The following is a 26,043-nucleotide window of genomic DNA, read 5'->3' on the forward strand; positions in this document are numbered from 1 at the left end:
AGGTACGCAGCACATGGCCAAGCAGACTCATCCACTGGCAGGCGGCATCGGCATCCTCGCGGCGCTGGCGCTGCTGTTCAGCGCTTCGGCCGGGGCCGAGTTGCGCTCGCTGGGCGATAGCGATCTGGACGACGTGGTCGGCCAGGCCGGGATCAGCATCAGCGCCTCGCTCAATCTCCAGGAAAATCCTTCGCAGACGCGCTGCGCCGGCGGCTGCGGCGCGCGCCTGGCGATCCAGCCGGCCGGCAGCGGCAACAACTACCTGGTGATCGACGATATCAGCGGCAAGTTCAGCTTCGACGAAGTCACCCTGGACGTGGTGACCATCAAGGACGGCTTCGGCGGCGACGGCGCTGCCTTCAACCGCCCGGTGCTGCGCGTCGGCCTGAAGGACACCAGCTTCCAGGACCTGCGCTTCACCATCGCTGGCGCCAACAAGGCACGCGGTACCGATCCCGGGCTGGTGCAGACCAACCTGGTCAGCGCACGCATCGACGGCACCCTCAAGCTGCAGGGCAACGTCAACATCTTCACCGTCGCCCCGCGTTGAGGGCGAACCGTCGCATGGCGGGACAAAGCCGCTCCGCCGAGGTCGAAGAACCGCTATCATTGCCTGCCTGAACGCCGGGGGCGAAACCGTCCCCGCGCATCGCCTAATTGCCGGTGCCCGAGATTTGATCGAAGAACAGCGTCGCCGCGCCTTCCTGGGCGCGATGCAGATAACCAGTTGGCTGCCCCGCCAGCCGTTGCCGTTCGCCGCACCCTCGCGGCCGGAGTTGCTGGAGACCCCGCCCCGGGAAGAGCCGGCGGTGCCTGTGCGTGCGCGCGCCGCGATCGATGCGCCGCAGGCCCGCGTCCCGCAAGCCGAGGCGCCGGCCAGCGCGCCGAGCGTGGCTCCCGCCGCGCCCGTGGAAGGCCGGGGGATCCCGATCAGCCTGCCGAAGCCGGGCGCCCCGGCGGCGAAGAAAGCCGAGCCGGTCGCGCCGGTCGAAGAGGCCCCGGCCGAGCCGCCGGCGGTCCAGGCCCCGCCGCCGCGCTTCGCCTTGCAACTGCTGCAGGCGGGCTCCTGCACCCTGCTGGTCGAACTGCCCACCGGCGAACCCTTCGCCAGCCGCGATCCGGGTTACCTGCTGCTGCGCGACCTGCTGCGCGCCGCCGGCCTGCCGGACAGCCCGCGGTTGATCGGCGAACCGGTACGCTGGCCGCTGCTGGCGCGCGGCAACCTCGACCAGGGGCCGCAGGCGGCCCTGGAGTTCGTCCAGAGCTTCGTCGCCGCGCGCATGGAGGAGAGCGAGCGTAGCCGCTGCCTGTGGCTGGTCGGCCTGCCGGCGATCCGCTTCGCCGGCGAGGGCGACGAGGGCAGCCTGTTCCGCGAACTGCAGGTGGACGGTCTGGGCGCAACCTGGGCCGTGCCGGGCCTGGAAGCCCTCATGGAAGAACCCGCCCTCAAGGGCGAGCTGTGGCGCGCCATGCGCCGTGTCCGTCAGCGCTGGTCGAGCGAGATTCAATGAGCGATGCGATTTCCTTCCGCCCAATGACCGAGGCGGACCTCGATGCCGTGCTGAAAATCGAATATGCCGCCTTCAGCCACCCATGGACCCGTGGCATCTTCAGCGAAGGCCTGAAGAACTACCATTGCTGGCTGATGTTCGAGGGTAGCCAGCAGGTCGGCCATGGCGTCATCCAGATCATCCTCGACGAGGCGCACCTGCTGAATATCACGGTGAAGCCCGAAAGCCAGGGGCGTGGCCTCGGTCTGCGCCTGCTCGAACACCTGATGCGCGAGGCGGCCGGCCACCAGGCTCGCGAATGCTTCCTCGAAGTGCGCGCTTCCAACCAGGCCGCCTACCGCCTCTACGAACGCTACGGTTTCAACGAGATCGGCCGCCGTCGCGACTACTACCCCGCCGTCGGTGGGCGCGAAGACGCCCTGGTCATGGCCTGTACCCTGTTCGACTGAGGCTTGCTCCGCTTCCCTGGCGGCAACTAGCTATCACTTGGAGTAGCTGGCTGGCCTTCTGGCACCGCCGTACCCTTACCAGCATTCCGATTCTCGCCTGCATACCGCAGGCAGGTCCCTTCATGCGGTAACCCTTCGCTGGAGTGCGAAGTCAGGTCGACAGCGGCCGGTGGCAGGATGCGCAGACTGGAGCCCCCCATGTGCGACACCCTGATCCTTCGCCACCAGGGCCAGACCTGGTTCGCCAAGAACAGCGACCGCGAGCCCGCCGAACCGCAGCGTCTGCTGCGCCTGCCGGCGGTGCGCAACGATCCGGAAGCGCGCTTGCGCACCACCTACCTCGACATTCCCCAGGCCGCCCAGCGGCATGCGCTGGTGATCAGCCAGCCGAGCTGGATCTGGGGCGCGGAAATGGGCGTCAATGAGCACGGCGTGGCCATCGGCAACGAAGCGGTGTTCACCAAGCTGACCCGTCAGCGCGGCACCGCGCTGCTCGGCATGGACCTGCTGCGCCTGGGACTGGAGCGCGGCGCCAGCGCCCGCGAGGCGCTGGAGGTGATCACCGGGTTGTTGCAGCGTTACGGCCAGGGCGGCCCGGCCGGCTACCGCGACAAGCGCATCCGCTACGACAACAGCTTCCTCATCGCCGACCCCGGCGAAGCCTGGGTGCTGGAAACCGCCGGCAACCTGTGGGCGGCGAAGAAGGTCGAGCGCTGGGCCATCTCCAACGCCCTGACCCTTGGCCACGAATTCGACCTGTGCAGCCGCGACCTCGAGGACCAGGCACGCCGCCAGGGCTGCTGGGATGGTCGCGGCGACTTCCACTTCGCGCGGGTCTTCGACACCCGCCTGCTACCCTGGGTCGGCGGTGCGCACCGGCGCTGTCGGATCAACCAGCGCTTCCTCGACAGCCTGCCTGGCGAGCCGGACTGGCACGCGCTGTTCGCCGCGCTGCGCCACCATGGCCCGCGCGGGGACCACTTCCGCCGCCACAACAACCGCCAGGTATGCATGCACGCCGGCAGCTTCTGGCGGCCTTCGCAGACCACCGCCAGTCTGGTCGCCCGCTTGCGCGACGACGGCCCGCTGCTGGCCGCCACCGGTACTTCGGCGCCGTGCCTGGGACTGTTCCAGCCGCTGTCCTTCGATCCGGCCTCCGGCACCGCCGTGCTCAGCCAGCCGCGCGAGGCGGTACAGGAGTCCCCCTGGTGGCGCTTCGAGGCGGTGCACCGCCGCGCGCTCACCGACCGCGCCTTCCGCCGGCTCCTGCGCAGCGGCCGCGATTGGCTGGAACGGGAACTCTTCGCCGACCTCGAACAGCCCGACTGGCCGCGCCTGGCAGAGGACGCCGCAGCCTGGCACGCCTGTTGGCATGATCAGGTCGCCATGCAGCCGCTGGCGCAGCAGCGCTGGTGGCGTAGCCACGCCGCGCTATGACGCTTGTCAAACGGGCATCGCCTTCCGTAAGGTGCTGCACCGGTCAAACGAGGGGCATGCCATGAGCGACTTGCAGCAACTGTTCGAGAACAACGTCCGCTGGGCCGAAGCGATCAAGCAGGAAGACCCGGACTTCTTCGCCAAGCTGGCCCGCCAGCAGACCCCCGAGTACCTCTGGATCGGCTGCTCCGACGCGCGGGTGCCGGCCAACGAAATCGTCGGCATGCTGCCCGGCGACCTGTTCGTCCATCGCAACGTCGCCAACGTCGTGCTGCACACCGACCTCAACTGCCTGTCGGTGATCCAGTTCGCCGTCGACGTGCTCAAGGTCAAGCACATCCTGGTCACCGGCCACTACGGCTGCGGCGGCGTGCGCGCCTCCCTGCACAACGACCAGCTCGGCCTGATCGACGGCTGGCTGCGCAGCATTCGCGACCTCGCCTACGAATACCGCGAGCACCTGGAGCAGTTGCCGACCGAGGAGGAGCGCGTCGATCGCCTCTGCGAGCTCAACGTGATCCAGCAGGTGGCCAACGTCAGCCACACCAGCATCGTCCAGAACGCCTGGCACCGCGGCCAGTCGCTGTCCGTGCATGGCTGCATCTACGGGATCAAGGATGGCCTGTGGAAGAACCTCAACGTCACCGTCAGCGGCCTCGACCAGTTGCCGCCGCAGTATCGCTTGAGTCCGCTGGGCGGTTGCTGCTGAGAGAGGCGGAAGCTCTTTCCCACGAGTTCCCCTGTCCCTGGAGGGACAGGGGAACTGTCGAGGACGGGCTTCAGAACTCCACGCTATACGTCAGGCTGTAGGTCCGTCCCCGTCCCTTGTAGTCGAACAGTCCCGCTGGTGCGAGCCCGCCGTAGTAGACCTGCGCGCGTTGTCCCCAGACCGTGGTGTAGTCCTTGTCCAGCAGGTTCTGGATGCCCGCGGTGAGGGTGCCCACCGGCAGCGCCTGGGTGCCGAGCAGGTCGAACAGCGCGTAGCCGTCGATCTTGTTGCCCGACTCGTCGTTCAGGTTGAAGGTGCGCACGCCCTGCAGGCGCAGACTGCGCTGATCGTCCTTCCAGCCGACGAAGGCGCCGGCCTTGGACGGGCTGGCCGAGGTCACGTCCTGCTTCAGCCAGCGGCCGTCGACCTTCTCCTGGGAGCGGATGGCCAGGCCGTTGAGGCCGACCTGCCAGTGATCGTCCAGCCAGTAGGTAGCCTGGCCCTCCAGGCCGTAGTTGCGCTTCTTGGTGTCCTGCTGCAGCACCGCCAGGGTCTTCGAGTCGTACTTGATGCTCTTGTCCGACCAGGAATAGAACGCCGCCACCTGGGTATCCAGGGCACCGTCGGTATGCCGCCAGCCCAGCTCGACCTGCTTGGTCTTGATCCCGTCCAGCGGCGAGTCGTTCACGCTGACCCCCTGTAGCAGCGGGTAGTGGCCATTGCCGTCGGCTGCGCCGTAGCGTCCGAAACCGTAGTACTTGGCCGGGTCCGGCAGCTCGAAGCCTTCGCTGTAGTTGGCCCAGACCTGTTGTTGCAGGTTCAGCTTGTAGATGGCGCCGACGTTGACCAGGTTGACGTCGTAGTCCTTGCTCCCGCCCGGAACCGCGTCGGCGGTCTTGCCGAGGCCGTTGGCGATGAGGATCTGCTGGTTCGCCGCCACGAAGTCGCTGACGTCGGTGCTCATCGACTGGCGCCGCACGCCGGCGCTCAGGGTCAGGTCGTCGGTGGCCTTCCAACTGCCCTGGAGGAAGAAGGCGCGGCTGTCGGTATCGATGTCCGGGTAGCGGCCCAGCTTGGCCTTTTCGCTGGCTACCAGCCCGCCGCTGGCGGCGGCGAGCGGCAGGTTGAAGAGCATCTGGTCGGACGTGAATTTTTCCCGGTCCAGGTCCACCCCGTAGGTCAGGCTGGCGCGCTCCCAGGTCTTCACCAGGGCCAGTTTCATCCCGTAGTAGTCGGTGTCCTGCTGCGAGGCCGAGTAGTAGGAGGTGCCGTAGTTGATTGCGCCACTATTGCTGTAGCGGATGGTGGGGAAGGGGTTGAAGGCCATCTTCTCGTTGCGGTAGTAGGCCTGCAGGTAGAGGTCGTGACCCAGCACTTCCGGCGCGTGGTAGGTGGCGTTGAACTGATGGCGCTTGCTCTCCGGCTCGCGGTCGAGGTCGACGCCGCCCTTGATCGAATAGGGTGCCCGTCCGCGCAGGGCGTCGAAGTTGCGCCCGAGATCGAGGCCGCGGTCGCCGTCGTAGCCGGAGTCGTAGTACTGCAGGCCGAGATCGAGGCTGTGGCCATTGGCGAAAGTGAAGCCAAGGCTGCCCATCAGGTCCACCGACCTGTTGTACTGCAGGTCGGTCTGGGTGATGTCCGTCAGTACCTGGTCGCCACTGCCGTCGTAGGCCGCGCCGTTCTTCTGGTAGGCGATGGCCAGGCGGCCGTTGAACAGGTCGTTGCCGCCGCTGATCGACTGCGCCGCGCGCAGGTCGTGGTCCTCATGGCTCTGGAAGCCGCTGCGGGCGCCCAGCTCGGTGTTGAAGCGAGTGTCGCCGCCGACGCCCTTCTTGGTCACGATGTTGATGATCCCGCCGGTGGCGCCGCCGCCGTATACCGCGCTGGCGCCGGACATCACCTCGATGCGCTCGATGTTGAATGGGTCGATGGAGTCGAACTGCCGGCTGATGCCCCGCGAACTGTTCAGCGACACCCCGTCGATCATCACCAGCACGCTGCGTCCGCGCAGGTTCTGGCCGTTGTTGGTACGACCCTGGGAGCCGATATCCAGGCCCGGGATCAATTGTCCCAACGCCTCCTTCAGCGGCACGCCGGCCTGGGTCTGCTGGTCCAGTTGCTCGCGCTCGATCACCCAGACCGTGCCGGGCAACTCGCTGATGCTGGTCGGCGCGCGCGAGCCGATCACCACCATCTGCTGCTCCACCGGATCGGCAGCCAGCGCAGGAGCGGAAAACGAAGCGAAGAGGGACAGGGAAAGCGCCAGGGGAGCCGGGCGCGAAGGGATGGAGCGGGGCATGAGGAAATGTCCGAGTTGCTGTTGTTTTGATGGGCGGAAAAGCTAAACAAATCGATAATGATTATCAAATGATTCGAACTGTTTCAATGCGGCATGCCTGGCTTCCAAAGCAAGATGAAATGCCTGACACGGGGCGCTGCGCATGGCGTGGCCCTACAGCGGATCCTCGGGCATTCCTCGATGACGATGCGGTATGCGCACCTAACGCCGGAGCACTTGGAATCGGCGATGCGCTTTTCTCCGATTACTCAGTCTGGCTACAAATTGACCACATGAGGATCTGTGGTAATCTGTAGTGAAGTTAACGCTTAACGTTAAGGGTTAATGAATGATTCTGACCTTTCGCTGCGACGAGGCTCGTCAGCTTTTTGAGACGGGTCTTTCGAGGCAGTGGGGAGCGATCCTCACAGTCGCTACGCGTAAGCTCGCAATGCTTCATGCGGCTACGGAGCTTCGAGACCTGCGCTCTCCACCTGGAAACCGGTTGGAGCCGTTGCAGGGAAAGCGGGCGGGCCAACATAGCATCAGGATCAACGACCAGTGGCGTGTCTGTTTCGTCTGGACGGATGCGGGTCCCGAAGAAGTCGAAATAGTTGATTACCACTGAGGAGGTGGACCATGGCTACCAATGGTATGCGCCCCATCCATCCTGGGGAAATATTGCGCGATGAGTTTCTGATGGAGTTGGATATCTCTCCAGCTGCTCTAGCACGCGCTTTGAAAGTCTCCGCTCCGACAGTGAACGATATCGTTCGTGAGCAGCGTGGTATCTCCGCAGATATGGCGATTCGTCTGGGGCGTTACTTTGATACGTCCGCTCAGTTCTGGATGAATCTCCAGAGTGAGTATTCGTTAGCAACTGCTTATGCGGCGAATGGCGAGCAGATCGAACATGAGATTGAGCCGCTGCTTGCTCACGGATAGCGGTGACGTTGATCGTAGAGCCCCGCAGATGCGGGGCTTTTTTATGCGAACCGTAAATCGGTAAAGGGGGGCGTAGACGGTTTGTAGTCGGTTTGTAGTCTGCCGACCAAAACAAAAAGGGGTTAGCTTGCGCTAACCCCTTGAAAAATATGGTGGCTACACCGGGACTTGAACCTGGGACATCAGCATTATGAATGCTGCGCTCTAACCGACTGAGCTATGTAGCCGAGTGGCGCGCATTTTCCGCATACCGGCTGGGGCTGTCAAGCCCCGGTTCTAGATAATTTTCTGTTCTTTCAATCGTTTAGACGGAAGGTACGGTCCCGGGTCGCTGGACTTGCCGTCCCGCCCCGGCACAGTGGCGCCTGCGGGGCGATAGAGGCCTCAGGGGCATGCAATTGCCGGCGGTACTCGCCGGGCGTCCTTTGGGTCATCTCGCGGAACCAGCGATTGAAAGAGGGACCTTCCTTGAAGTTGAGGCGCCGGCTGATGGCCTCTACGGTTAGTGCATCGTCACGAAGGAGGGTCTTGGCCAGTTCGATGCGGATATCGTCGACCAATTCGCGGTAGCTGCTGCCGGCTTTCTGCAACTGGCGATGCAGATGACGGCTGCTGATGCCGAGCTCTTCTGCCAGGTGGTCTCGGGAGACGCTGCCTTCCATCAGCAACACCCGCATACGTGAACGGATTTGGTCGAGCAGCGACGGCGCGCCATTACGTTCATTGAGCAGCAGGTCGGCGTGATGCTGCAGAGTGGCTTGCAGGCCGGGATCAGGGGTACGCAGACGCAGCCTCATGACGGTGGTTGGAATCACCAACGCCGACTCTGGCTGATCGAACAGGACAGGACAGCCGAAAATGCGTTCGTATTCCGCCAGAAGATTGGGTTGCTTGGGGGACGAATGGCGAAAATGTACGCGCAGCAGCAGGCCGTGTTTCTGCTCCCGGATCGAATGGATGTGCCGCAGCCATTGTCCCAGCAGGAACTCGGTGGCGTGCCTGGCGAATAGCGGGTCACAGGTGTTACAGCTCCAGCAGCAGAGCATCATGCCAGGCTCTTGTCGCATCGAAGTGGTACCGATGTTGCTCACCAGCCGTTCGTAGCGGGCCTTGGTGGTGAAGACCTCCTGCAGGGTGGCGCAGGTCTGTCCCAGGTAACCCAGTACGCCGAAAGCAGAGTCGCGCGGCGATTGGGACGCGTGCAGCCCCAAGAGTGGGTCGGGATACAGCTGCAGCGCCTTGTGCAGAATAGTTTCCAGCAGATGAGTCGGAATCCAGGCATTGGGGTCGGCCAGCAGACTGTGTAAGTTCAGATCAAGCGCCCGGCCAATGGCTTCTGCATCGATGCCACGGGCGCGCAGCGTCTCCAATGCGTCCAGAAGAATGCTGGCAAGGAAGAATCCCTCGGACTTGGGATTCTCGTCCATGGTGTTGTCGGCAGCCGGACGTGGTGTGAAGTGTCTCATGCTGGGATCTGAGAGGCTTGGCGAGCTTTTTGTTGTTCATCAATTTGTAGCGTGAATGCCGGGCCTGCGCAATGTCGAGTGGAAAGGGCAACCCATGTCCCAGACTGACAAGGCCGATGTCCGATTTCCTCATTTCCTCTCCACGGCTCCTCCGTAATGCTCGCAGAGCCCCCGGGCCAACGAAGAACTGCCAAGAGGATGCCTTCGGGCTCCTTGCGACCGACGACCGTAACGAACAAGCATAACGAGGTCCTCATGAAGAAACTGATAGCTCCCCTGGTACTAGCTGCCGCCGCAGTGGGTGCAACCCCTGCATATGCATACTCCGATTACGCCAAGACCAAATACCCTATCGTGTTCGCACACGGCCTTTTCGGCTTCAGCAGCATTGGCCCGATAGATTATTGGTACGGCATTCCCAGCGAGCTCCGGAAAAACGGTGCCAATGTTTATGTCACCGCTCAGGTACCGGCCCAGAGCAACGATGCTCGTGGCGAGCAGTTGCTGGCGGAGATCAAGGAGATCCAGGCCATCACCGGTGCGGCCAAGGTCAATCTGATTGGCCATAGCCAGGGAGGCATGACCGTGCGGTATGTGGCGGGAGTAGCGCCGGAACTGGTGGCCTCGGCGACCTCCGTCAGTACGCCGCACAAGGGCTCGCCGGTGGCAGATGCGGTTCAGGTCATTTCTAATATCGTGGGACCGACCGGATCGAACATCATCGCTGGCGCTGTGAATGCCATCACCTGGGTGCTCGACTTCTTGGGTGACGGCTCCGTCGGCAAGCAGGATTCGCTGCTCGCCATGCGCGATCTGACCGCCGTCGGTGCTTTGACCTTCAACCAGCGTTTTCCGGGCGGGATTCCGACCAGCACCTGTGGAGAGGGGGCCGCCGAGGCCAATGGGGTCCGCTACTACTCTTGGAGTGGTACCAAGCACTTGACCAGTGCGATTGACCCTTCGGATTGGCAGATGCTCTCTCTCGGGTTGTTGATCTCGGGACCCAATGACGGTCTGGTGCCGCAATGCTCCAGCCATCTCGGCATGGTGATCCGCGACGACTACAAGATGAATCACCTTGACACCGTCAACCACATATTGGGCCTGGTTGCGCTCAATGAAACCAATCCCAAGACCGTTTACCTCCAACAGGCTAATCGCCTGAAACTGGCAGGGCTTTGAGAGCTGACGGAGCGCTCGACGGGGTGGGGACGGCGGGAGTCGCCCCTGACCTCTTGCAGTGGAAAACAGCGGAGTCGATATGAACAAGAAGGTGTTCACGTTCCTCGGGTGTTGCACCTTGGCAGTGGCGGGGGCGGGAGTGGGATGGTGGCTGCAGGGCGAGAGTCTGGTTACGGCAAGGCCCGCTACGGTCGAGAGGATTTCTCGGGCAGAGCTGGCTCCGGCGAAAGTCCAGGAGTCTTCAGCCCAAGCCTTGGCTGTCGCTGCGCCGACGACCTTGCCGCGATCACTGGTCGGTACCGAAGTGAATTGCCCGGTGGAGGCTGGCGATGACGGTCATTTGCGAATAACCAACGGACTTCGCCAGTGCTTCGATTATTTTCTGGCCGCCATCGGTGAGGAAAGCCTGGATGTTCTCGTCGCGCGTATTCGCGCCCAACTGGGCGGCCGGTTGCAAGAGCCGGCGCGTGGAGAGGCCGAGCGGATACTGGTGGACTACCTCGCCTATTTACGAGGTTTGGAGAGTATCCAACAAGGTAGCGAAGTACGCGAAGTGGGGGGGGCTGACCTGGACGCGATACGCCAGCGGATGCAGCAGATGCGCGCTCTGCGCGAGCAATATCTGTCGACCGAGGTCATCGTGGCGTTTTTCGGCGAAGAAGACGCCTATGATCGCTATACATTGGCTCGACTGGAGCTGATGCGAGACAAGACGCTTTCGGCGCAGGCACGGGCGCAGCAACTCGCTGAACTGGAGCGGCAATTGCCGGAAGGCCTCCAAGAGTCGCTCAAGGCCGTGAATCAGTATCTCAACCTGAAGACGCTGACCGATGAATGGAAACAGCACGCTGGGTCGGCAGAGGAGTTGTACCAGATCCGTATGAGTCTCGTAGGGGCGGAGGCGACGGCGCGGCTCGAAGCGCTGGATCAGGAGAATATCGCCTGGGACCGGCGCATGAGCGAATGGTTCGCGCAGCGCGATGAGTTGCTGAAAACGCCGGGATTGAGCCGTGAGGATCGCGAACGTCAGTTGGAGGAGTTGCGTAGGGGCAGTTTCAGCAGTGAGGCGGAACGTCTGCGTGTGGAGGCGTTGGAACGCATCAACGATGCCGGGCAGCCTTAGGGGGGCTGGGAGAAAATCCCCTGAAGAACTCTTGTCTCCAGGGGGGATTCTGTTCATTGAAGTGGTGGGGGCAACCTGCCGGCTTCAGACGTTGAAGCGGAAATGCATCACGTCGCCGTCCTTGACGATGTAGTCCTTGCCTTCCAGGCGCCATTTACCGGCTTCCTTGGCGCCCTGTTCGCCCTTGAACTGGATGAAATCGTCGTAGGCGACCACTTCGGCGCGGATGAAGCCTTTCTCGAAGTCGGTGTGGATCACGCCGGCGGCCTGCGGGGCGGTGGCGCCGACGCGGACGGTCCAGGCGCGGACTTCCTTCACCCCGGCGGTGAAGTAGGTCTGCAGGTTGAGCAGGCCGTAGCCGGCACGGATCACACGGTTCAGGCCGGGTTCCTCGAGACCGAGGGACTCGAGGAACATGTCCTTCTCTTCGCCGTCTTCCAGCTCGGCGATCTCGGCTTCGATCTTGTTGCACACCGGCACCACCACCGCGCCTTCTTCCTCGGCGATGGCCTTCACCACATCCAGGTGCGGGTTGTTTTCGAAGCCGTCCTCGGCGACGTTGGCGATGTACATCACTGGCTTGCTGGTCAGCAGGTGGAAGCTGCGTACCAGGCGCTTCTCCTCGTCACCGAGGTTCTTCAGCAGCGAACGCGCCGGCTTGCCCTCGGTGAAGTGGGGGATGAGCTTTTCCAGCAGGGCCTTCTGGGCCAGGGCTTCCTTGTCGCCGCCCTTGGCGTTGCGGGCGACTTTCTGCAGTTGCTTCTCGCAGCTGTCGAGGTCGGCGAAGATCAGTTCGAGGTCGATGATCTCGATGTCGCGCTTGGGGTCGACGCTGTTGGACACGTGGATCACGTTGTCGTCTTCGAAGCAGCGCACCACGTGGGCGATGGCGTCGGTCTCGCGGATGTTGGCGAGGAACTTGTTGCCCAGGCCCTCACCCTTGGAGGCGCCCGCCACCAGGCCGGCGATGTCGACGAATTCCATGGTGGTCGGCAGTACGCGCTCGGGCTTGACGATCTCGGCCAGGGCGTTCAGGCGCGCGTCGGGCATCGGCACGATGCCGCTGTTCGGCTCGATGGTGCAGAACGGGAAGTTTTCCGCCGCGATACCGGATTTGGTCAGGGCGTTGAACAGGGTGGACTTGCCGACGTTGGGCAGGCCGACGATGCCGCAGTTGAATCCCATGCTATGTCCCTCGCGCTCAGACAGGCGCTAGAAAAGTGGTTCAGGCCTTCTGGCTGTGCAGCTTCTGCATCGCCCGGGTCCAGTCCCCGGCGAGCATTTCCGGCAGCACGCCGAGGGCGAAGTCGATGCTGGTGTCGAGCAGTTCCTGCTCGCTGCGCGGGGCGCGGCCGAGCACGTAACCGGAAACCAGGCTGCTGTGCCCCGGATGGCCGATGCCAAGCCGCAGGCGATGGAAAGAATTCTGATTGCCGAGCTGGGCGATGATGTCGCGCAACCCGTTGTGCCCGCCGTGTCCGCCGCCGGTCTTGAGCTTGGCGACGCCAGGGGGCATGTCGAGTTCGTCGTGGGCCACCAGGATGGCGTCCGGGGCGATCCGGAAGAATCCCGCCAGCGCCGCCACGGACTGGCCGCTGCGGTTCATATAGGTAGTCGGGATCAACAGACGAACGTCCTTGCCCTGGTGGCTGAACTTGCCGACCAGGCCGAAATACTTGCGGTCAGCCACGAGGCTGACGCCCTGGGCATGCGCCAGGCGCTCAACGAAAAGGGCCCCCGCGTTATGCCGGGTCTGGTCGTATTCAGGACCCGGGTTTCCCAGGCCAACGATCAGTTGTACGGCAGTCACGACGGGAGCCCCTCTCTATAAAAAGGCGATCGAGTAATGAATTACTCGGCGGCGCCTTCTTCGCTACCTTCTTCCTTCACCACGCGGGAAGCGTGGATGTTGGCAACGGCCAGGTCGTTGCCGTGGGCCAGTTGTACCAGCTCGACGCCTTTCGGAGCCTTGAGGTCCGACAGGTGAACGATCTGGCCCAGCTCGACCTTGGCCATGTCGACTTCGATGAATTCCGGCAGGTCTTTCGGCAGGCAGGAAACTTCGACTTCGGAGATGGTGTGGGAGATCTCGCCACCGGATTGCTTGACGCCAACGGCTACTTCTTCGTTGATGAAGTGCAGCGGTACGTGGGCGGTCAGCTTGTGGTCGGCGACCACGCGCAGGAAGTCGGCGTGCATCACGAAGCCTTTCGCCGGATGGCGCTGCAGGGCCTTGATCAGTACGGTTTCCTTGGCGCCGCCAACGTTCAGGGCGATCACGTGGCTGAAGGCAGCCTCGTTTTCCAGGAGCTTGGCGATTTCGCGCAGTTCCAGGGTTACGGACTGGGGCTCTTTGTCGCCGCCGTAAACGACAGCAGGAACCAGACCGGCGTTACGACGCAGGCGGCGGCTCGCACCTTTCCCCAGATCGGAACGCACTTGGGCATTCAGAATAAAGTCGACCATTGTGTATCTCCAAAAATAACAATGCGCCCGAACGCTTGCGACCAGCGTTCGGGCGATTTCAAAGGCCCCGCCGGAGCGGGGCGTTTTCGTTCAGGCGCGTTCGCCGAGGCTGGACCTCAGCGGAACATCGCGCTGATCGATTCTTCGTTGCTGATCCGGCGCATGGCTTCCGCAACGACCGGAGCGATGTCCAGCTGGCGGATGCGGCCACAGGCCTGGGCAGCGGCGGACAGCGGGATGGTGTTGGTCACCACCAGCTCGTCCAGTACGGATTTCTCGATGTTCTCGATGGCACGGCCGGACAGCACCGGGTGGGTGCAGTAGGCGATGACCTTGGCGGCGCCGTGCTCTTTCAGGGCCTTGGCGGCGTGACCGAGGGTGCCGGCGGTATCGACCATGTCGTCTACCAGTACGCAGGTACGGCCTTCGACGTCACCGATGATGTGCATCACTTCGGACTGGTTGGCCTTGGGACGACGCTTGTCGATGATCGCAAGGTCCACGCCCAGGGACTTGGCCACGGCGCGCGCGCGCACCACGCCGCCGATGTCCGGGGAGACGATCATCAGGTTCTCGAAGCGCTGGTCTTCGATATCGTCCACCAGCACGGGGGAACCGTAGATGTTGTCTACCGGGATATCGAAGAAGCCCTGGATCTGGTCCGCGTGCAGGTCGACCGTGAGGACACGGTTGACCCCGACGACGGTCAGCATGTCGGCCACTACCTTGGCGCTGATGGCCACGCGGGCGGAGCGCGGACGGCGATCCTGGCGGGCATAGCCGAAGTAGGGGATGACAGCGGTGATACGAGTGGCCGAGGAGCGGCGGAAGGCATCGGCCATCACCACCAGTTCCATCAGGTTGTCGTTGGTCGGCGCGCAGGTCGGCTGAATCAGGAATACGTCCTTGCCGCGGACGTTTTCGTTGATTTCGACGCTGATTTCGCCATCGGAGAATTTGCCAACTGAAACATCGCCAAGAGGAATGTGCAGCTGACGCACGACGCGTCGTGCAAGATCGGGGTTAGCGTTCCCCGTGAAGACCATCATCTTGGACACGCTACAGGTACCTGTGTCGACCGAAGGGATCCGGATGAAATACAGAAGAGGAAAATGGCAGGGGCGGCTGGATTCGAACCAACGCATGGCAGGATCAAAACCTGCTGCCTTACCGCTTGGCGACGCCCCTGTGGTATTGCTCGAATGCCGTTTCGGCATTCCTTTCTCAGACCAGAGTTTCCAGCTTCCGGTGCAACATCGAGACGTTGCTTCCTTTGGCGACGAACCTCTGAAGGTGGTCTGGAAGAAGGGCCGAGACTTTATCAGCTTCAGCTTTGTTTGGGAAGCTCCCAAACACACAACCTCCAGTGCCGGTTAATCTAGCTGAAACAAATTTGTTTAGCAAGATCAAAGCGTTACGAACTTCTGGGTAACGCCTCTCGACTACCGGCTGACAGTCGTTTCGGCTGTCCCCCTCGAGAACGGTGCGCACTTTAATGGCGGGAGAATCGCGTGTCAACAGTGGATCTGAAAAAATTTCTGCTGTGCTGACAAGTACTTGCGGAACCACGACGAGATACCAGGGCTCCGGGATGTCCACCGGGGTGAGCTTTTCGCCCACGCCCTCGGCGAAAGCCGCGCGTCCGCGGGTGAAGACCGGCACGTCGGCGCCCAGACGCAGGCCCAGGGCGGCGATGCGGTCCTCGTCCCAGCCGAGTTGCCAGAGATGGTTCAAGGCCAGGAGCGTCGTGGCGGCGTCGGAGCTGCCGCCGCCGATGCCGCCCCCCATGGGCAAGCGCTTGTCCAGCCAGATGTCGACGCCTTGCAGGCTGCCGGAGGCTTCCTGCAGCCCGCGCGCGGCGCGCACGATCAGGTTGCTGTCGTGCGGCACCCCGGCGATTTCCGTGTGCAGGCGTACCTGGCCGTCCTGGCGGGCTTCGAAATGCAGCTCGTCGCCGTGGTCGAGGAATTGGAACAGGGTCTGCAACTCGTGATAGCCATCGTCGCGGCGGCCGAGGATATGCAGGAACAGATTGAGCTTGGCCGGGGCAGGCAGGCTGAGGCGCACGCTCATGTCAGCGGCCGAGCTGGCGCGGCTGCCAGTCCTTGATCACCAGGGTGACGTCGAGGTCCTGGCCGTGCAGCTTCAGGCGCTCGGGTAGCCAGTAGCCGTTCTGTTCGGCGTAGCGGGTGTATTCGATCTGCCAGCCGTCCTGTTCCAGGCGCGCCAGGCGACTGTCGGCGTCGAGGGTCAGGCGGCTCTTGCTGTCCGGCGCCGGGAGGCCGCGTACCCACCAGAGCAGGTGCGAGACCGGCAGGCGCCAGCCTAGTTGTTCTTCCAGCAGGGCTTCCGGGGACTCCGCCTGGTAGCGGCCCTGCCCGGCGACTTCCAGGCTCACCGCGCCTTCACGCCCGGTCAGGCGTGCTGCGCCGCGGCCGAGCGGGCCGGACAGGCGGATGTCGTAGTAGCCCTGGCGCTGCAGCCAGAACAGGGTGCCGCTGCCGGAGTCGCGCGGGGCGCGGATGCCGACCTTGCCGTCGATCTGCCAGGCATCCAGCTCGCTGAGTTGCTGCTTGTGGGTTTTCCAGGTCTGCGCATCGCCCTGGCCTTCCAGGGCTTCGTGGGAGGTCAGGCCGGCGCAGCCGCTGAGCAGGGCCAGCGCGGAGGCGGCGAGGAAAAGACGTAGACGCATGGTTTCAAGGAGTCTCGGCGCCGGTCAGGCGCTTGATGGTGCGGCGCAGCACGTCGCTGTCGGGCTGCTTGTCGAGGTATTCGCGCCAGATGGCTCGGGCGTCGTCCTGGCGCCCCTGGGCCCAGAGGACTTCGCCCAGGTGCGCGGCGACCTCGTGGTCGGGGTAGCGCTGCAGCGCCTGGCGCAGGTAGCGCTCGGCGTCCGCCAGCTTGCCCTGGCGATAGTTGATCCAGCCCATGCTGTCGAGGATCGCCGGGTCGTCCGGGTTCAGCTTGTGCGCCTTGAGGATCAGCTCGCGCGCCTCGGTGTAGCGGGTAGTGCGGTCGGCCAGGGTGTAGCCGAGGGCGTTGAGGGCCATGGCGTTGTCCGGCTCGCGGGCGATGACGAAGCGCAGGTCCTTTTCCATCTGCGCCAGGTCGTTGCGCTTCTCCGCCAGCATCGAGCGGGTGTAGAGCAGGTTGAGGTCCTCCGGGTACTGCTTCAGACCCTCCTGGATGGCCTGCCAGGCCTTTTCCTGCTGGTCATTGTTGGACAGCGCCTCGGCTTCGATCAGGTACAGCTGGATGGCGTAGTCGGGTTGCTCGCTGCGCGCCTTGTCCAGGCGCTGGGCGGCTTCGTCGACGCGACCGGCCTTGAGCAGGACGTCGGTCTGGCGCAGTTGCGCCGGGAGGAAGTCATTGCCCGGGCCGACCTGGGCGTACTCGTCGAGGGCGCGCGCGGTGTCCTTCTGTTCCTCGGCGAGGCGGCCGAGGTTGAAGTGGGCGGCGTCGACGTGGCTGTCGCGCTCGACCAGTTCTTCCAGGTAGATCCTGGCTTCGTCCCAGGCCTGGGCTTCCAGGCAGACCAGCGCCAGGGAGAAACGCAGGTCGTCGTCGTCGGGGAATTGCTGGACCAGTCCGGCGAACTCGGCCTTGGCGTCGTCCAGGCGGTTCTGCTCCACCAGCAGGCGCGCGTAGGCGAGGCGCACGCGCTTGTCGTCCGGGTGTTCCTTGATCCCGGCCTTGAGCAGCGGCAGGGCCTCGTCGCTGCGCTTCATGCTCTGCAACAGGCGCGAGCGGAGCAGCAGCGGGGCAACTTCGTGGCGGCTTGCGGAGTTGTCCTCGAGCAGGGTCAGGGCTTCGTCCGGGCGGCCGTCCTGTTGCAGCAGCAGGGCCTTGCCGAACAGCAACTGGCCGTTGTTCGGGTATTTCTTCAACAGGTGGTCGAAGCTCTGCAGCAGGCCGGCGCGGGTATCCGGGTCGGTCTCCGCGGCAGACAGGGCGAGGAAGTCGAAGTGCGTGTCGCCCTGGCCGTTGAGGACCTTCTCCATGTACACCATGGACTCCTCGTAGCGCCCGGCGCGGGCCAACTGGATCGCGGCGGCGCGTTGGGCATCGAGGTTGTCCGGCGCGCTGCGCGCCCAGAGCAGGGAGGTGTCGAGGGCTTCCTGGTCGGCGCCGAGGTATTCGGCGATGCGGAAGGCGCGCTCGGAAACTCCGGGGTCGCGGGTTTTCTGCGCCTGCACCACATAGTTGCTCAGGGCGATGTCGAAGCGGTTGCGCTGCCCGGCCAGTTCGGCCACCAGCAGCGAATACAGGCTGTCCTCGCTGAAGGAGCCGTACTTTTCCGGCTTGGCCTTGGTCTCGACCGCGGTGTCTTCCACCGGCGGGGTGCCATCGGGAGTCTTGTGGATAAGTGACTGGCAGCCGCCGAGCAGCAGCGTGACGGTCAGCAGCGCAAGGGATTTGTTCATAGAGGAAGAAAGCCGGCCTTGAACCTGCGAGGGTGGCGCCATCATGACATAAGCCGTCCGGCAAGCCCAAGGGGGCCGGGACGGGCGTCGACGAAGCTGTCTATGGGGTCAATACATCGGCAATGGTTGTCCTGCCCTTGGCGAAGTAGGAGAATTGCGCGTTTCCCCGATTAGCTCAGCGATCCTGCATGGCCTTCATTGCCCTCGGCATCAATCACAAGACCGCCTCGGTGGCTGTCCGCGAGCGCGTGGCTTTCACTCCGGAACAGATGGTCGAGGCGCTGCAGCAGCTCTGCCGCCTGACCACCAGCCGCGAGGCGGCCATCCTGTCGACCTGCAACCGGAGCGAACTCTACCTGGAGATCGACCATCCGACCGCGGACGACGTGCTCGCCTGGCTGGCGGACTACCATCGCCTGACTCTCGACGAGTTGCGCGCCTGCGCCTATGTGCACCAGGACGAAGACGCGGTGCGCCACATGATGCGCGTGGCCTCCGGCCTCGACTCAATGGTCCTCGGCGAGCCGCAGATCCTCGGTCAGATGAAGTCGGCCTACGCCGTCGCGCGCGAGGCCGGCACCGTCGGTCCGCTGCTCGGCCGCCTGTTCCAGGCCACCTTCAGTACGGCGAAGACCGTCCGCACCGATACCGCCATCGGCGAGAACCCGGTGTCCGTGGCGTTCGCCGCGGTGAGCCTGGCCAAGCAGATCTTCAGCGACCTGCACCGCAGCCAGGCGCTGCTGATCGGCGCCGGCGAGACCATCACCCTGGTCGCGCGCCACCTGTTCGAGCAAGGCGTGAAGCGCATCGTGGTGGCCAACCGCACCCTGGAGCGCGCCAGCCTGCTCGCCGAGCAGTTCGGCGCCCATGCGGTGCTGCTTTCGGAGATCCCCGAGGAGTTGGCCAACAGCGATATCGTCATCAGCTCCACTGCCAGCCAGTTGCCGATCCTCGGCAAGGGCGCCGTGGAGCGCGCGCTGAAGCAGCGCAAGCACAAGCCGATGTTCATGGTCGACATCGCCGTGCCGCGCGACATCGAGCCGGAAGTCGGCGAACTGGACGACGTCTACCTCTATAGCGTCGACGACCTCCACGAAGTAGTGGCGGAGAATCTCAAGAGCCGCCAGGGCGCTGCCCAGGCTGCCGAGGAACTGGTTGGCAGCGGCGTCGCCGAGTTCATGCAGCGCCTGCGCGAACTGGCTGCGGTGGACGTGCTGCGCGCCTATCGGCAGCAGGCCGAGCGCCTGCGCGATGAAGAACTGGGCAAGGCCCAGCGGCAACTGGCCAACGGTGCCGACCCGGCCGAGGTGATGGCCCAGTTGGCCCGCGGCCTGACCAACAAACTGCTGCACGCGCCCAGCGTGCAGATGAAGAAAATGTCCGCCGAGGGCCGCATCGACGCGCTGGCCCTGGCCCAGGAGCTGTTCGCCCTCGACGAGGGCGCGCCGCGCCACTGACCGGTACCTATGCCTGCATGAAAGCTTCTCTGCTGAAAAAGCTGGATGTCCTCAGCGATCGCTACGAAGAACTGACGGCGCTGCTCGGCGACGCCGAGGTGATCAGTGACCAGACCCGCTTCCGCGCCTATTCCCGCGAGTACGCCGAGGTCGAACCGGTGATCCTGGCGTTCCGCGACTACCGCAAGGTGCAGGCCGACCTCGAGGGCGCCCAGGCGTTGCTCAAGGACAGCGACCCGGAGTTGCGCGACCTCGCCGAGGAAGAGGTCGCCGAAGCGCGCGGCCGCCTCGCCGCCCTCGGCGACAGCCTGCAGCGCATGCTGCTGCCGAAGGATCCCAACGACAGCCGCAACGTGTTTCTGGAAATCCGTGCCGGCACCGGTGGCGACGAGGCGGCGATCTTCTCCGGCGACCTGTTCCGCATGTATTCGCGCTACGCCGAGCGCCAGGGCTGGCGGGTCGAGACGCTGTCGGAGAACGAGGGCGAGCACGGTGGCTACAAGGAAGTGATTGCCCGGGTCGAGGGCGACAACGTCTACGCCAAGCTCAAGTTCGAGTCCGGCGCGCACCGCGTGCAGCGGGTGCCGGAAACCGAGTCCCAGGGCCGGATCCACACTTCCGCCTGCACCGTCGCGGTGCTGCCGGAGCCGGACGAGCAGGCAGCGATCGAGATCAACCCGGCCGACCTGCGGGTGGACACCTATCGTTCCTCCGGCGCCGGCGGCCAGCACGTCAACAAGACCGACTCGGCGGTGCGCATCACCCACATTCCCAGCGGCATCGTGGTCGAGTGCCAGGAAGAGCGCTCGCAGCACAAGAACCGCGCCAAGGCCATGGCCTGGCTGGCGGCCAAGCTCAACGACCAGCAGCAGGCCGCGGCGCAGCAGGCGATCGCCAGCACGCGCAAGCTGCTGGTGGGCTCGGGCGACCGCTCGGAGCGCATCCGTACCTACAACTTCCCGCAAGGGCGGGTCACCGACCATCGCATCAACCTCACCCTGTACTCCCTGGGCGAGGTGATGGAGGGCGCGGTGGAACAGGTGATCGAGCCGCTGCTGCAGGAATACCAGGCCGATCAACTGGCGGCCCTGGGCGACTGACATGACCACTATCTGTACCCTTCTCAAGGATTCCCAACTGCCCGATTCGCCCAGCGCCCGGCTCGACACCGAGTTGCTGCTGGCGGCGGCGATGGGCAAGCCGCGCAGCTTCCTGCGTACCTGGCCGGAGCGCATCGTGCCGCGCGAGGCCAACGAGCGGTTCGACGACTGGATCGCCCGTCGGCGCAACGGCGAACCGGTGGCCTACATCCTTGGCCACCAGGGCTTCTGGAGCCTGGACCTGGAGGTCGCGCCACACACCCTGATCCCGCGCCCGGACACCGAACTGCTGGTGGAAACCGCGCTGGCGACCCTCGCGGCGGACACCGCTACGGTGCTCGACCTGGGCACCGGCACCGGCGCCATCGCCCTGGCCCTGGCCAGCGAACGGCCGCTGTGGACGGTGACTGCGGTGGACCGCGTGGAAGAGGCCGTGGCGCTGGCCGAGCGCAATCGCCAGCGGCTGCTCCTAGAGAACGTCGAGGTGCGCCGCAGCCACTGGTTCTCCGCCCTCGATGGCCGGCGCTTCCGGATGATCGTCGGCAATCCGCCGTACATCCCTGCCAGCGACCCGCACCTGAGCGAGGGCGACGTGCGTTTCGAGCCGAAGAGCGCGCTGGTCGCGGGTAGCGATGGCCTCGACGACATCCGCCAGATCGTCGCCCAGGCGCCGCGGCATTTGCTGGACGAAGGCTGGCTGCTGCTCGAGCACGGCTATGATCAAGGGGCGGCGGTGCGCGAACTGCTCGGCGCCCGCGGCTTCGCCGGGGTACATACGTTGCGCGACCTCGGCGGCAACGAGCGGATCACTCTCGGACAATGGGCATGCTGAGCGACGAGGAACTGCTGCGCTACAGTCGCCAGATCCTGCTGGCGCAGGTCGACGTCGAGGGCCAACTGCGCCTGAAGCGCAGCCGCGCACTGATCGTCGGTCTTGGCGGCCTGGGTTCGCCGGTGGCGCTGTACCTGGCCGCGGCCGGGGTCGGCGAGTTGCACCTGGCGGATTTCGATACGGTCGACCTGACCAACCTGCAACGGCAGGTCATCCACGATGGCGCCAGCGTGGGTATCGGCAAGGTGGAGTCGGCGATGCGCCGGCTGGGCGCGCTGAATCCGCAGATCCGCCTGGTCAGCCATAGCGCCGCGCTGGACGAGGATTCCCTCGATGCCGCCGTGGCGGCGGTCGACCTGGTGCTCGACTGCACCGACAACTTCGCCACCCGTGAGGCGGTCAACGTCGCCTGCGTGCGCGCCGGCAAGCCGCTGGTCAGCGGCGCGGCGATCCGTCTCGAGGGCCAGCTTTCGGTATTCGATACCCGCCGCGACGCAAGCCCCTGCTACCACTGCCTCTACGGGCACGGCAGCGAGGCCGAGCTGACCTGCAGCGAGGCCGGCGTGATCGGTCCGCTGGTGGGGCTGGTCGGTAGCCTGCAGGCGCTGGAGGCGCTCAAGTTGCTGGCCGGTTTCGGCGAACCGCTGGTGGGCCGCCTGCTGCTGGTGGACGCCCTCGGCACGCGCTTCCGCGAATTGCGGGTGCGTCGCGATCCTTCCTGTGCCGTCTGCGGGCAACGCCATGGCGGTTGAGTCGGCCGCGGTCGGCGTTTTCGATTCCGGGGTCGGCGGGCTCAGCGTATTGCGTGAGATTCGTGCGCGCCTGCCATCCGAATCGTTGCTCTACGTCGCCGACAACGCCCATGTGCCCTACGGCGAGAAGAGCGCGGAGTACATCCGCGAACGCTGCGAGCGGATCGGTGATTTCCTTCTGGAGCAGGGCGCCAAGGCTCTGGTACTGGCCTGCAATACCGCGACGGCAGCGGCTGCGGCGGAATTGCGCGAACGTTATCCGCAGGTGCCGCTGGTGGCCATGGAGCCGGCGGTGAAGCCGGCCGCGGCGGCCACCCGCAACGGTCGGGTCGGCGTCCTGGCCACCACCGGAACTCTGAAGAGCGCGCGTTTCGCCGCCTTGCTCGACCGCTTCGCCAGCGACGTACAGGTCTTCACCCAGCCCTGCCCGGGGCTGGTCGAGCGCATCGAAGCCGGCGATCTCTATGGGCCGCAAACCCGGGCACTGCTGGAACGCCTGCTGGCGCCCATCCTCGAACAGGGCTGCGATACGCTGATCCTCGGCTGTACTCATTATCCCTTCGTCAAACCCCTGCTGGCCGAGCTGATCCCGGCGGAGATGGCGGTGATCGATACGGGAGCGGCTGTCGCCCGGCAGCTGGAGCGCGTATTGTCGGCGCGGGCGCTACTGGCCTCTGGCCAGGCCGCGACGCCGCGTTTCTGGACCAGCGCGCTGCCGGAGGAGATGGAAAGGATCCTGCCGATCCTCTGGGGAAGCCCGGAAAGCGTAGGAAAATTAGTCGTTTAGTCGTTCCTGGCAGACGTGACAGCGATTTTTTGAACTAAAGCGTTTGGTCTAGTATCTGCTTTAGTAAGTGCGCTCTTATAATGCGCAGCTTGAATGCGGGGGCTTTCATGCAACTTTCGAAAAGGACGTTTCAATGAAGAAACTACTTCCGCTGGCCGTTCTGGCCGCACTTTCCTCCGTCCACGTGGCCTCCGCCCAGGCGGCGGACGTCTCGGCCGCCGTCGGTGCGACCGGCCAGTCGGGCATGACCTATCGCCTGGGCCTGAGCTGGGATTGGGACAAGAGCTGGTGGCAGTCCTCCACCGGGCGCCTGACCGGCTACTGGGATGCGGGCTACACCTATTGGGAAGGTGGCGATGAAGGCGCCGGCAAGCATTCGCTGTCGTTCGCTCCGGTATTCGTCTACGAGTTCGCCGGCGACTCGATCAAGCCATTCATCGAGGCCGGTATCGGCGTGGCGGCGTTCTCCGGCACCCGTGTCGGCGACCAGAACCTGGGTTCCTCCCTGAACTTCGAAGACCGCATCGGTGCCGGCCTGAAGTTCGCCAACGGCCAGTCGGTCGGCGTTCGGGCGATCCACTATTCCAACGCCGGCCTGAAACAGCCGAACGACGGTATCGAGTCCTACAGCCTGTTCTACAAGATCCCGATCTAGTCGGCACGGTCGAAAAAAGCCGGGTTCATCCCGGCTTTTTCATGCCTGCGATTCTTCCACCACGCCTCCCGCCCTATGGAAAGAGCGAGCCATTTGGCGGGAGGCGATAGCTCGCTGACGCGCCCTACGCGCGACCATCGCGCGGCGGCAGGTTGCGGAAAGCCGCCAGCGCCCGTTCGCGGCTGGCCTTCAGGTCGACCATCGGCCGTGGATAGTCGACCCCGGCGAACAGCCCCAGGCTGGACGGATCGTGGATCGCCTTGCGCTCCAGGCCGGCCAGTTCCGGCAGCCAGTAGCGGATGAACTCGCCGCGTGGATCGAAGCGTTCGGACTGCGAGAGCGGATTGAACAGGCGGAAGTAGGGGACGGCGTCGGTGCCGGTGGATGCGCTCCACTGCCAGCCACCGTTGTTCGCCGCCAGGTCACCGTCGATGAGGTGGCGCATGAACCAGCGTTCGCCTTCGCGCCAGTCGATCAGCAGGTTCTTGCTGAGGAACATCGCTACCACCATCCGCAGGCGATTGTGCATCCAGCCGGTGGCAAGCAACTGGCGCATTGCCGCGTCGATGATCGGTATGCCGGTGCGCCCCTGTTGCCAGGCTTCGAGTTCCGCCGGGGCCTGGCGCCAGCGCAGGGCTTCGGTCTCCTCGCGGAAGGGGCGGTGCCGGGAGACCCGTGGGTAGCCGACCAGGATGTGCTTGTAGAACTCGCGCCAGAGCAGCTCGTTGATCCAGGTCGCGGCGCCTTGCTGGCCGCCGCTGAACTCGCCGCGGTTGGCAACCAGCGCGGCGTCCAGGCATTGCCTGGGCGAGAGTACGCCGGCGGCCAGGTAGGGCGACAGTTGGCTGGTGCCGGGAAGCGCCGGGAAGTCGCGCCGTTCATGGTAGTCGGCCAGGTGCTGGTCGGCGAAGTCGCGCAGGCGTTCCTGCGCTACCTCTTCGCCTGCCGGCCAGAGGCGGCGCAAGCTATCGGCCGGCCGCGGGAAGGCGGGCACGGCATCCGGCAGCGGGTCGCTGGCCAGCGCGTGCGGTGGCTGGGGCTGCGGACGCGGGCGGACACCCGGCGGGGCCTGGTACAGCCGTTCGTGGCAGACCTTGCGGAACTGGCTGAACACCTGGAAATAGCCGCCAGTTCGGGTCAGCACCGAGCCGGGGGCGAAGAACAGCTGGTCGAGGTGGCTGTGGAAGGCCACGCCCTGTTCGCGCAGGCGTTGGCCGACGGCCTGGTCGCGGCGTTCCTCGTTCACCCCGTATTCCTGGTTGACGTGTACCGCGCCGATTCCCAGCTCCCGGCAGAGCCGGCCGATGACTTCCGGGGCTTGCCGCCAGTGGCCGCAGTCGCGCACCAGCAGCGGGATGTTCAGCGCGGCGAGCTGGCGTTGCAGCTCGCCCAGGTTGCGCAGCCAGAAGTCGACCTTGCAGGGCGCATCGTCGTGTTCCCGCCACTGCGCCGGGCTGAGCAGGTAGAGGGCCACGCAAGGGCGCCCATCGGCGGCGGCGAGGAGCGCGCTGTTATCGGTGGTTCGCAGGTCGCAGCGAAACCAGATCAGGTTCATCGGAAGTCCGTTCATGGGTTCAACAGGCCTCGTTCGCCGAGCAGGCGGCGGGCTTCCAGGGGCGTGCTCGCCAGCAGCAGGCCAGCTAGCGCCAAGGTTTCGAAGGCTTCGCGCTGGATCTCCACGGCCGGTCCGACCAGCACCACCGGGCAGCTCACCCCTGCCAGCAGGCGCGGCAGGTGCTCCGGATTGAGGCGATGACTGGCGTACAGCAACACGCCGCGAGCTTCCAGGCGTTCGCAGGCCAGGGCCAGTTCGGCCGGTGGCAGCGGCCAGTCGAAGACCTGCAGCGGCACCTCGCCGCTGCCGAGCAACCAACTGCACAGCCAGAGGTTCGGTTCCAGCGACAGCTCGGACTGGTTGACCAGCAGCAGCGGCGCGCCCTGTTGCAGCCGCTGCTGGTGATAAAGGCGGGCGCCCAGCTTGCTGCGCAACCAGGAGAAGAAGAAGGCCCGCTCCATGCGCGCGCCGAATTGTCCCTGCCAGCGTCGTTCGAGGTGCTGCAGCAAGGGTTGCAGAAGCTTTTCGCAGAGGGTCGCTACCGGATAGAGCGAAGCGGCCTGGTTGAACAGATCGTCGAGGCGTCGCTCGGCCAGCGCGGCGATGGCGTCCAGCAGTTGTTCGTGCAGGCGTTCCCAGGGGGATTCGACATCCGCCGCCGGGGTTTCCTCCGGACGCTCCAGCAGCGCGCGCACCTGGCTGATGGCGACGCCACGCTCGAGCCAGACGAGTATCCGGCGGATGCGCTCGACCTGCTCTTCGCTGTAGAGCCGGTGCCCCTTGCCGGTGCGTTGCGGCACCACCAGGCCATAGCGGCGCTCCCAGGCGCGCAGGGTGACCGGATGGACGCCGGTCAGACGAGTGACTTCGCGGATCGGCAGGCCGCCGCGTTCGAGGTGGGGCGAGTTCATCGGG

26 protein-coding genes, 2 tRNA genes and 1 pseudogene are annotated in these 26,043 nt (G+C 64.8%); 16 read left to right on the top strand and 13 right to left on the bottom strand.

Annotated features, from left to right (window positions below):
• The first annotated feature begins 13 nt into the window (after positions 1–13).
• The 5 genes from FOC67_RS00995 (at position 14) to can (ending at position 4,106) form a co-directional block, all read left to right on the top strand.
• Entirely contained in the window at positions 14–550 is a 537-nt protein-coding gene (locus FOC67_RS00995) for a DUF6160 family protein (protein ID WP_003141635.1), read from the top strand.
• 259 nt (positions 551–809) lie between these two features.
• A complete protein-coding gene (locus FOC67_RS01000) occupies positions 810–1,511 on the top strand; it encodes a hypothetical protein (protein ID WP_003141633.1) in 702 nt (233 codons plus the stop codon).
• Entirely contained in the window at positions 1,508–1,960 is a 453-nt protein-coding gene (gene rimI, locus FOC67_RS01005) for a ribosomal protein S18-alanine N-acetyltransferase (RefSeq protein WP_003095025.1), read from the top strand. The genes FOC67_RS01000 and rimI overlap by 4 nt, the downstream gene beginning before the upstream one ends.
• A 198-nt stretch (positions 1,961–2,158) precedes the next feature.
• Positions 2,159–3,397 carry a C69 family dipeptidase gene (locus FOC67_RS01010; RefSeq protein ID WP_009316205.1) on the top strand — a complete coding sequence of 413 codons (1,239 nt, stop codon included), beginning with the start codon at positions 2,159–2,161 and terminating at the stop codon, positions 3,395–3,397.
• A 61-nt stretch (positions 3,398–3,458) separates the two neighbouring features.
• A complete protein-coding gene (gene can / locus FOC67_RS01015; RefSeq protein ID WP_003095021.1) occupies positions 3,459–4,106 on the top strand; it encodes a carbonate dehydratase in 648 nt (215 codons plus the stop codon).
• Positions 4,107–4,176: 70 nt separating this feature from the next.
• Here the strand turns inward: can and FOC67_RS01020 are convergent, their stop codons facing one another.
• A complete protein-coding gene (locus FOC67_RS01020) occupies positions 4,177–6,405 on the bottom strand; it encodes a TonB-dependent receptor (RefSeq protein ID WP_009316206.1) in 2,229 nt (742 codons plus the stop codon).
• Between the two features lie 150 nt (positions 6,406–6,555).
• On the opposite strand from FOC67_RS01020, the pseudogene FOC67_RS29640 reads away from it, so the two are divergent.
• The 3 genes and pseudogenes from FOC67_RS29640 to FOC67_RS01030 all read left to right on the top strand — a co-directional run.
• Positions 6,556–6,681: pseudogene (locus FOC67_RS29640) on the top strand (integrase); the annotation flags it as partial.
• A 52-nt stretch (positions 6,682–6,733) separates the two neighbouring features.
• A complete protein-coding gene (locus tag FOC67_RS01025) occupies positions 6,734–7,012 on the top strand; it encodes a type II toxin-antitoxin system RelE/ParE family toxin (RefSeq protein WP_023436306.1) in 279 nt (92 codons plus the stop codon).
• A gap of 11 nt (positions 7,013–7,023) precedes the next feature.
• Positions 7,024–7,329, top strand: coding sequence for a HigA family addiction module antitoxin (locus FOC67_RS01030; RefSeq protein ID WP_003133769.1), 306 nt, complete (start codon positions 7,024–7,026; stop codon positions 7,327–7,329).
• A 150-nt stretch (positions 7,330–7,479) separates the two neighbouring features.
• On the opposite strand, the gene FOC67_RS01035 is transcribed toward FOC67_RS01030, so the two are convergent.
• Together FOC67_RS01035 and FOC67_RS01040 are read right to left on the bottom strand one after the other, a co-directional pair.
• Positions 7,480–7,556 (bottom strand) — tRNA-Met (locus FOC67_RS01035).
• 69 nt (positions 7,557–7,625) lie between these two features.
• Positions 7,626–8,756, bottom strand: a complete 1,131-nt coding sequence (locus FOC67_RS01040) for an AraC family transcriptional regulator (RefSeq protein WP_009316207.1) — start codon at positions 8,754–8,756, stop codon at positions 7,626–7,628.
• A gap of 294 nt (positions 8,757–9,050) precedes the next feature.
• Here FOC67_RS01040 and FOC67_RS01045 point away from each other — a divergent pair, with 294 nt between their 5' ends.
• Positions 9,051–9,977, top strand: coding sequence for a triacylglycerol lipase (locus FOC67_RS01045; RefSeq protein ID WP_009316208.1), 927 nt, complete (start codon positions 9,051–9,053; stop codon positions 9,975–9,977).
• Between the two features lie 79 nt (positions 9,978–10,056).
• Positions 10,057–11,100 (top strand): lipase secretion chaperone, encoded by a 1,044-nt coding sequence (locus FOC67_RS01050; RefSeq protein WP_049321234.1) that lies wholly within the window; start codon positions 10,057–10,059, stop codon positions 11,098–11,100.
• An 84-nt stretch (positions 11,101–11,184) separates the two neighbouring features.
• On the opposite strand, the gene ychF is transcribed toward FOC67_RS01050, so the two are convergent.
• The 8 genes from ychF to lbcA form a co-directional block, all read right to left on the bottom strand.
• Positions 11,185–12,285, bottom strand: coding sequence for a redox-regulated ATPase YchF (ychF, locus tag FOC67_RS01055; RefSeq protein WP_003099270.1), 1,101 nt, complete (start codon positions 12,283–12,285; stop codon positions 11,185–11,187).
• A gap of 40 nt (positions 12,286–12,325) precedes the next feature.
• The gene (pth, locus tag FOC67_RS01060; RefSeq protein WP_003099278.1) at positions 12,326–12,910 is read right to left on the bottom strand and encodes an aminoacyl-tRNA hydrolase; all 585 of its coding nucleotides are present in this window, start codon (positions 12,908–12,910) and stop codon (positions 12,326–12,328) included.
• Positions 12,911–12,951: 41 nt separating this feature from the next.
• Positions 12,952–13,566, bottom strand: a complete 615-nt coding sequence (locus tag FOC67_RS01065; protein WP_003095013.1) for a 50S ribosomal protein L25/general stress protein Ctc — start codon at positions 13,564–13,566, stop codon at positions 12,952–12,954.
• A 116-nt stretch (positions 13,567–13,682) separates the two neighbouring features.
• Positions 13,683–14,624 (bottom strand): ribose-phosphate pyrophosphokinase, encoded by a 942-nt coding sequence (locus tag FOC67_RS01070; protein WP_003099281.1) that lies wholly within the window; start codon positions 14,622–14,624, stop codon positions 13,683–13,685.
• A gap of 55 nt (positions 14,625–14,679) precedes the next feature.
• Positions 14,680–14,754 (bottom strand) — tRNA-Gln (locus tag FOC67_RS01075).
• A 36-nt stretch (positions 14,755–14,790) separates the two neighbouring features.
• Positions 14,791–15,639, bottom strand: coding sequence for a 4-(cytidine 5'-diphospho)-2-C-methyl-D-erythritol kinase (gene ispE / locus FOC67_RS01080; protein ID WP_009316211.1), 849 nt, complete (start codon positions 15,637–15,639; stop codon positions 14,791–14,793).
• Position 15,640: 1 nt separating this feature from the next.
• On the bottom strand, positions 15,641–16,258 hold the full coding sequence (gene lolB, locus FOC67_RS01085) for a lipoprotein insertase outer membrane protein LolB (protein WP_003095005.1): 618 nt from the start codon (positions 16,256–16,258) through the stop codon (positions 15,641–15,643).
• A gap of 4 nt (positions 16,259–16,262) precedes the next feature.
• Positions 16,263–18,035, bottom strand: coding sequence for a proteolytic complex protein LbcA (gene lbcA, locus FOC67_RS01090; protein WP_003162407.1), 1,773 nt, complete (start codon positions 18,033–18,035; stop codon positions 16,263–16,265).
• Positions 18,036–18,178: 143 nt separating this feature from the next.
• Here lbcA and hemA point away from each other — a divergent pair, with 143 nt between their 5' ends.
• The 6 genes from hemA to pagL all read left to right on the top strand — a co-directional run bounded on the left by hemA (position 18,179) and on the right by pagL (position 23,573).
• On the top strand, positions 18,179–19,447 hold the full coding sequence (gene hemA / locus FOC67_RS01095) for a glutamyl-tRNA reductase (protein WP_003095001.1): 1,269 nt from the start codon (positions 18,179–18,181) through the stop codon (positions 19,445–19,447).
• A 17-nt stretch (positions 19,448–19,464) separates the two neighbouring features.
• A complete protein-coding gene (prfA, locus tag FOC67_RS01100) occupies positions 19,465–20,547 on the top strand; it encodes a peptide chain release factor 1 (protein WP_003099290.1) in 1,083 nt (360 codons plus the stop codon).
• Between the two features lies 1 nt (position 20,548).
• Positions 20,549–21,379 carry a peptide chain release factor N(5)-glutamine methyltransferase gene (gene prmC, locus FOC67_RS01105; RefSeq protein WP_003114694.1) on the top strand — a complete coding sequence of 277 codons (831 nt, stop codon included), beginning with the start codon at positions 20,549–20,551 and terminating at the stop codon, positions 21,377–21,379.
• Positions 21,373–22,131: a molybdopterin-synthase adenylyltransferase MoeB gene (locus tag FOC67_RS01110; protein ID WP_009316212.1), complete on the top strand. Its 759-nt coding sequence runs from the start codon at positions 21,373–21,375 to the stop codon at positions 22,129–22,131. The genes prmC and FOC67_RS01110 overlap by 7 nt, the downstream gene beginning before the upstream one ends.
• Positions 22,121–22,918, top strand: a complete 798-nt coding sequence (gene murI, locus FOC67_RS01115; RefSeq protein WP_003099300.1) for a glutamate racemase — start codon at positions 22,121–22,123, stop codon at positions 22,916–22,918. Before FOC67_RS01110 ends, murI begins: the two co-directional genes overlap by 11 nt.
• Before the next feature lie 133 nt (positions 22,919–23,051).
• Entirely contained in the window at positions 23,052–23,573 is a 522-nt protein-coding gene (gene pagL, locus FOC67_RS01120; RefSeq protein ID WP_009316213.1) for a lipid A 3-O-deacylase, read from the top strand.
• A gap of 124 nt (positions 23,574–23,697) precedes the next feature.
• Here pagL and phrB read toward each other — a convergent pair whose 3' ends face one another.
• Entirely contained in the window at positions 23,698–25,143 is a 1,446-nt protein-coding gene (gene phrB / locus FOC67_RS01125) for a deoxyribodipyrimidine photo-lyase (RefSeq protein WP_031627780.1), read from the bottom strand.
• Entirely contained in the window at positions 25,140–26,039 is a 900-nt protein-coding gene (locus FOC67_RS01130; protein ID WP_003141623.1) for a MerR family transcriptional regulator, read from the bottom strand. The genes phrB and FOC67_RS01130 overlap by 4 nt, the downstream gene beginning before the upstream one ends.
• Between the last annotated feature and the right edge of the window lie 4 nt (positions 26,040–26,043).

It is taken from the genome of Pseudomonas sp. FDAARGOS_761, assembly GCF_013343155.1.
Taxonomy (GTDB): Bacteria; Pseudomonadota; Gammaproteobacteria; order Pseudomonadales; family Pseudomonadaceae; genus Pseudomonas; species Pseudomonas aeruginosa.

What these genes read in the sequence shown, in the direction of transcription:
- FOC67_RS01050 (WP_049321234.1), top strand. Translation starts at nt 10,057, where the DNA reads ATGAACAAGAAGGTGTTCACGTTCCTCGGGTGTTGCACCTTGGCAGTG.
- phrB (WP_031627780.1), bottom strand. Translation starts at nt 25,143, where the DNA reads ATGAACGGACTTCCGATGAACCTGATCTGGTTTCGCTGCGACCTGCGA.
- FOC67_RS01130 (WP_003141623.1), bottom strand. Translation starts at nt 26,039, where the DNA reads ATGAACTCGCCCCACCTCGAACGCGGCGGCCTGCCGATCCGCGAAGTC.
- lbcA (WP_003162407.1), bottom strand. Translation starts at nt 18,035, where the DNA reads ATGATGGCGCCACCCTCGCAGGTTCAAGGCCGGCTTTCTTCCTCTATG.
- lolB (WP_003095005.1), bottom strand. Translation starts at nt 16,258, where the DNA reads ATGCGTCTACGTCTTTTCCTCGCCGCCTCCGCGCTGGCCCTGCTCAGC.
- FOC67_RS00995 (WP_003141635.1), top strand. Translation starts at nt 14, where the DNA reads ATGGCCAAGCAGACTCATCCACTGGCAGGCGGCATCGGCATCCTCGCG.
- ychF (WP_003099270.1), bottom strand. Translation starts at nt 12,285, where the DNA reads ATGGGATTCAACTGCGGCATCGTCGGCCTGCCCAACGTCGGCAAGTCC.
- FOC67_RS01045 (WP_009316208.1), top strand. Translation starts at nt 9,051, where the DNA reads ATGAAGAAACTGATAGCTCCCCTGGTACTAGCTGCCGCCGCAGTGGGT.
- FOC67_RS01040 (WP_009316207.1), bottom strand. Translation starts at nt 8,756, where the DNA reads ATGGACGAGAATCCCAAGTCCGAGGGATTCTTCCTTGCCAGCATTCTT.
- FOC67_RS01065 (WP_003095013.1), bottom strand. Translation starts at nt 13,566, where the DNA reads ATGGTCGACTTTATTCTGAATGCCCAAGTGCGTTCCGATCTGGGGAAA.
- prfA (WP_003099290.1), top strand. Translation starts at nt 19,465, where the DNA reads ATGAAAGCTTCTCTGCTGAAAAAGCTGGATGTCCTCAGCGATCGCTAC.
- ispE (WP_009316211.1), bottom strand. Translation starts at nt 15,639, where the DNA reads ATGAGCGTGCGCCTCAGCCTGCCTGCCCCGGCCAAGCTCAATCTGTTC.
- FOC67_RS01020 (WP_009316206.1), bottom strand. Translation starts at nt 6,405, where the DNA reads ATGCCCCGCTCCATCCCTTCGCGCCCGGCTCCCCTGGCGCTTTCCCTG.
- prmC (WP_003114694.1), top strand. Translation starts at nt 20,549, where the DNA reads ATGACCACTATCTGTACCCTTCTCAAGGATTCCCAACTGCCCGATTCG.
- FOC67_RS01030 (WP_003133769.1), top strand. Translation starts at nt 7,024, where the DNA reads ATGGCTACCAATGGTATGCGCCCCATCCATCCTGGGGAAATATTGCGC.
- FOC67_RS01010 (WP_009316205.1), top strand. Translation starts at nt 2,159, where the DNA reads ATGTGCGACACCCTGATCCTTCGCCACCAGGGCCAGACCTGGTTCGCC.
- can (WP_003095021.1), top strand. Translation starts at nt 3,459, where the DNA reads ATGAGCGACTTGCAGCAACTGTTCGAGAACAACGTCCGCTGGGCCGAA.
- pagL (WP_009316213.1), top strand. Translation starts at nt 23,052, where the DNA reads ATGAAGAAACTACTTCCGCTGGCCGTTCTGGCCGCACTTTCCTCCGTC.
- hemA (WP_003095001.1), top strand. Translation starts at nt 18,179, where the DNA reads ATGGCCTTCATTGCCCTCGGCATCAATCACAAGACCGCCTCGGTGGCT.
- murI (WP_003099300.1), top strand. Translation starts at nt 22,121, where the DNA reads ATGGCGGTTGAGTCGGCCGCGGTCGGCGTTTTCGATTCCGGGGTCGGC.
- FOC67_RS01025 (WP_023436306.1), top strand. Translation starts at nt 6,734, where the DNA reads ATGATTCTGACCTTTCGCTGCGACGAGGCTCGTCAGCTTTTTGAGACG.
- rimI (WP_003095025.1), top strand. Translation starts at nt 1,508, where the DNA reads ATGAGCGATGCGATTTCCTTCCGCCCAATGACCGAGGCGGACCTCGAT.
- FOC67_RS01110 (WP_009316212.1), top strand. Translation starts at nt 21,373, where the DNA reads ATGCTGAGCGACGAGGAACTGCTGCGCTACAGTCGCCAGATCCTGCTG.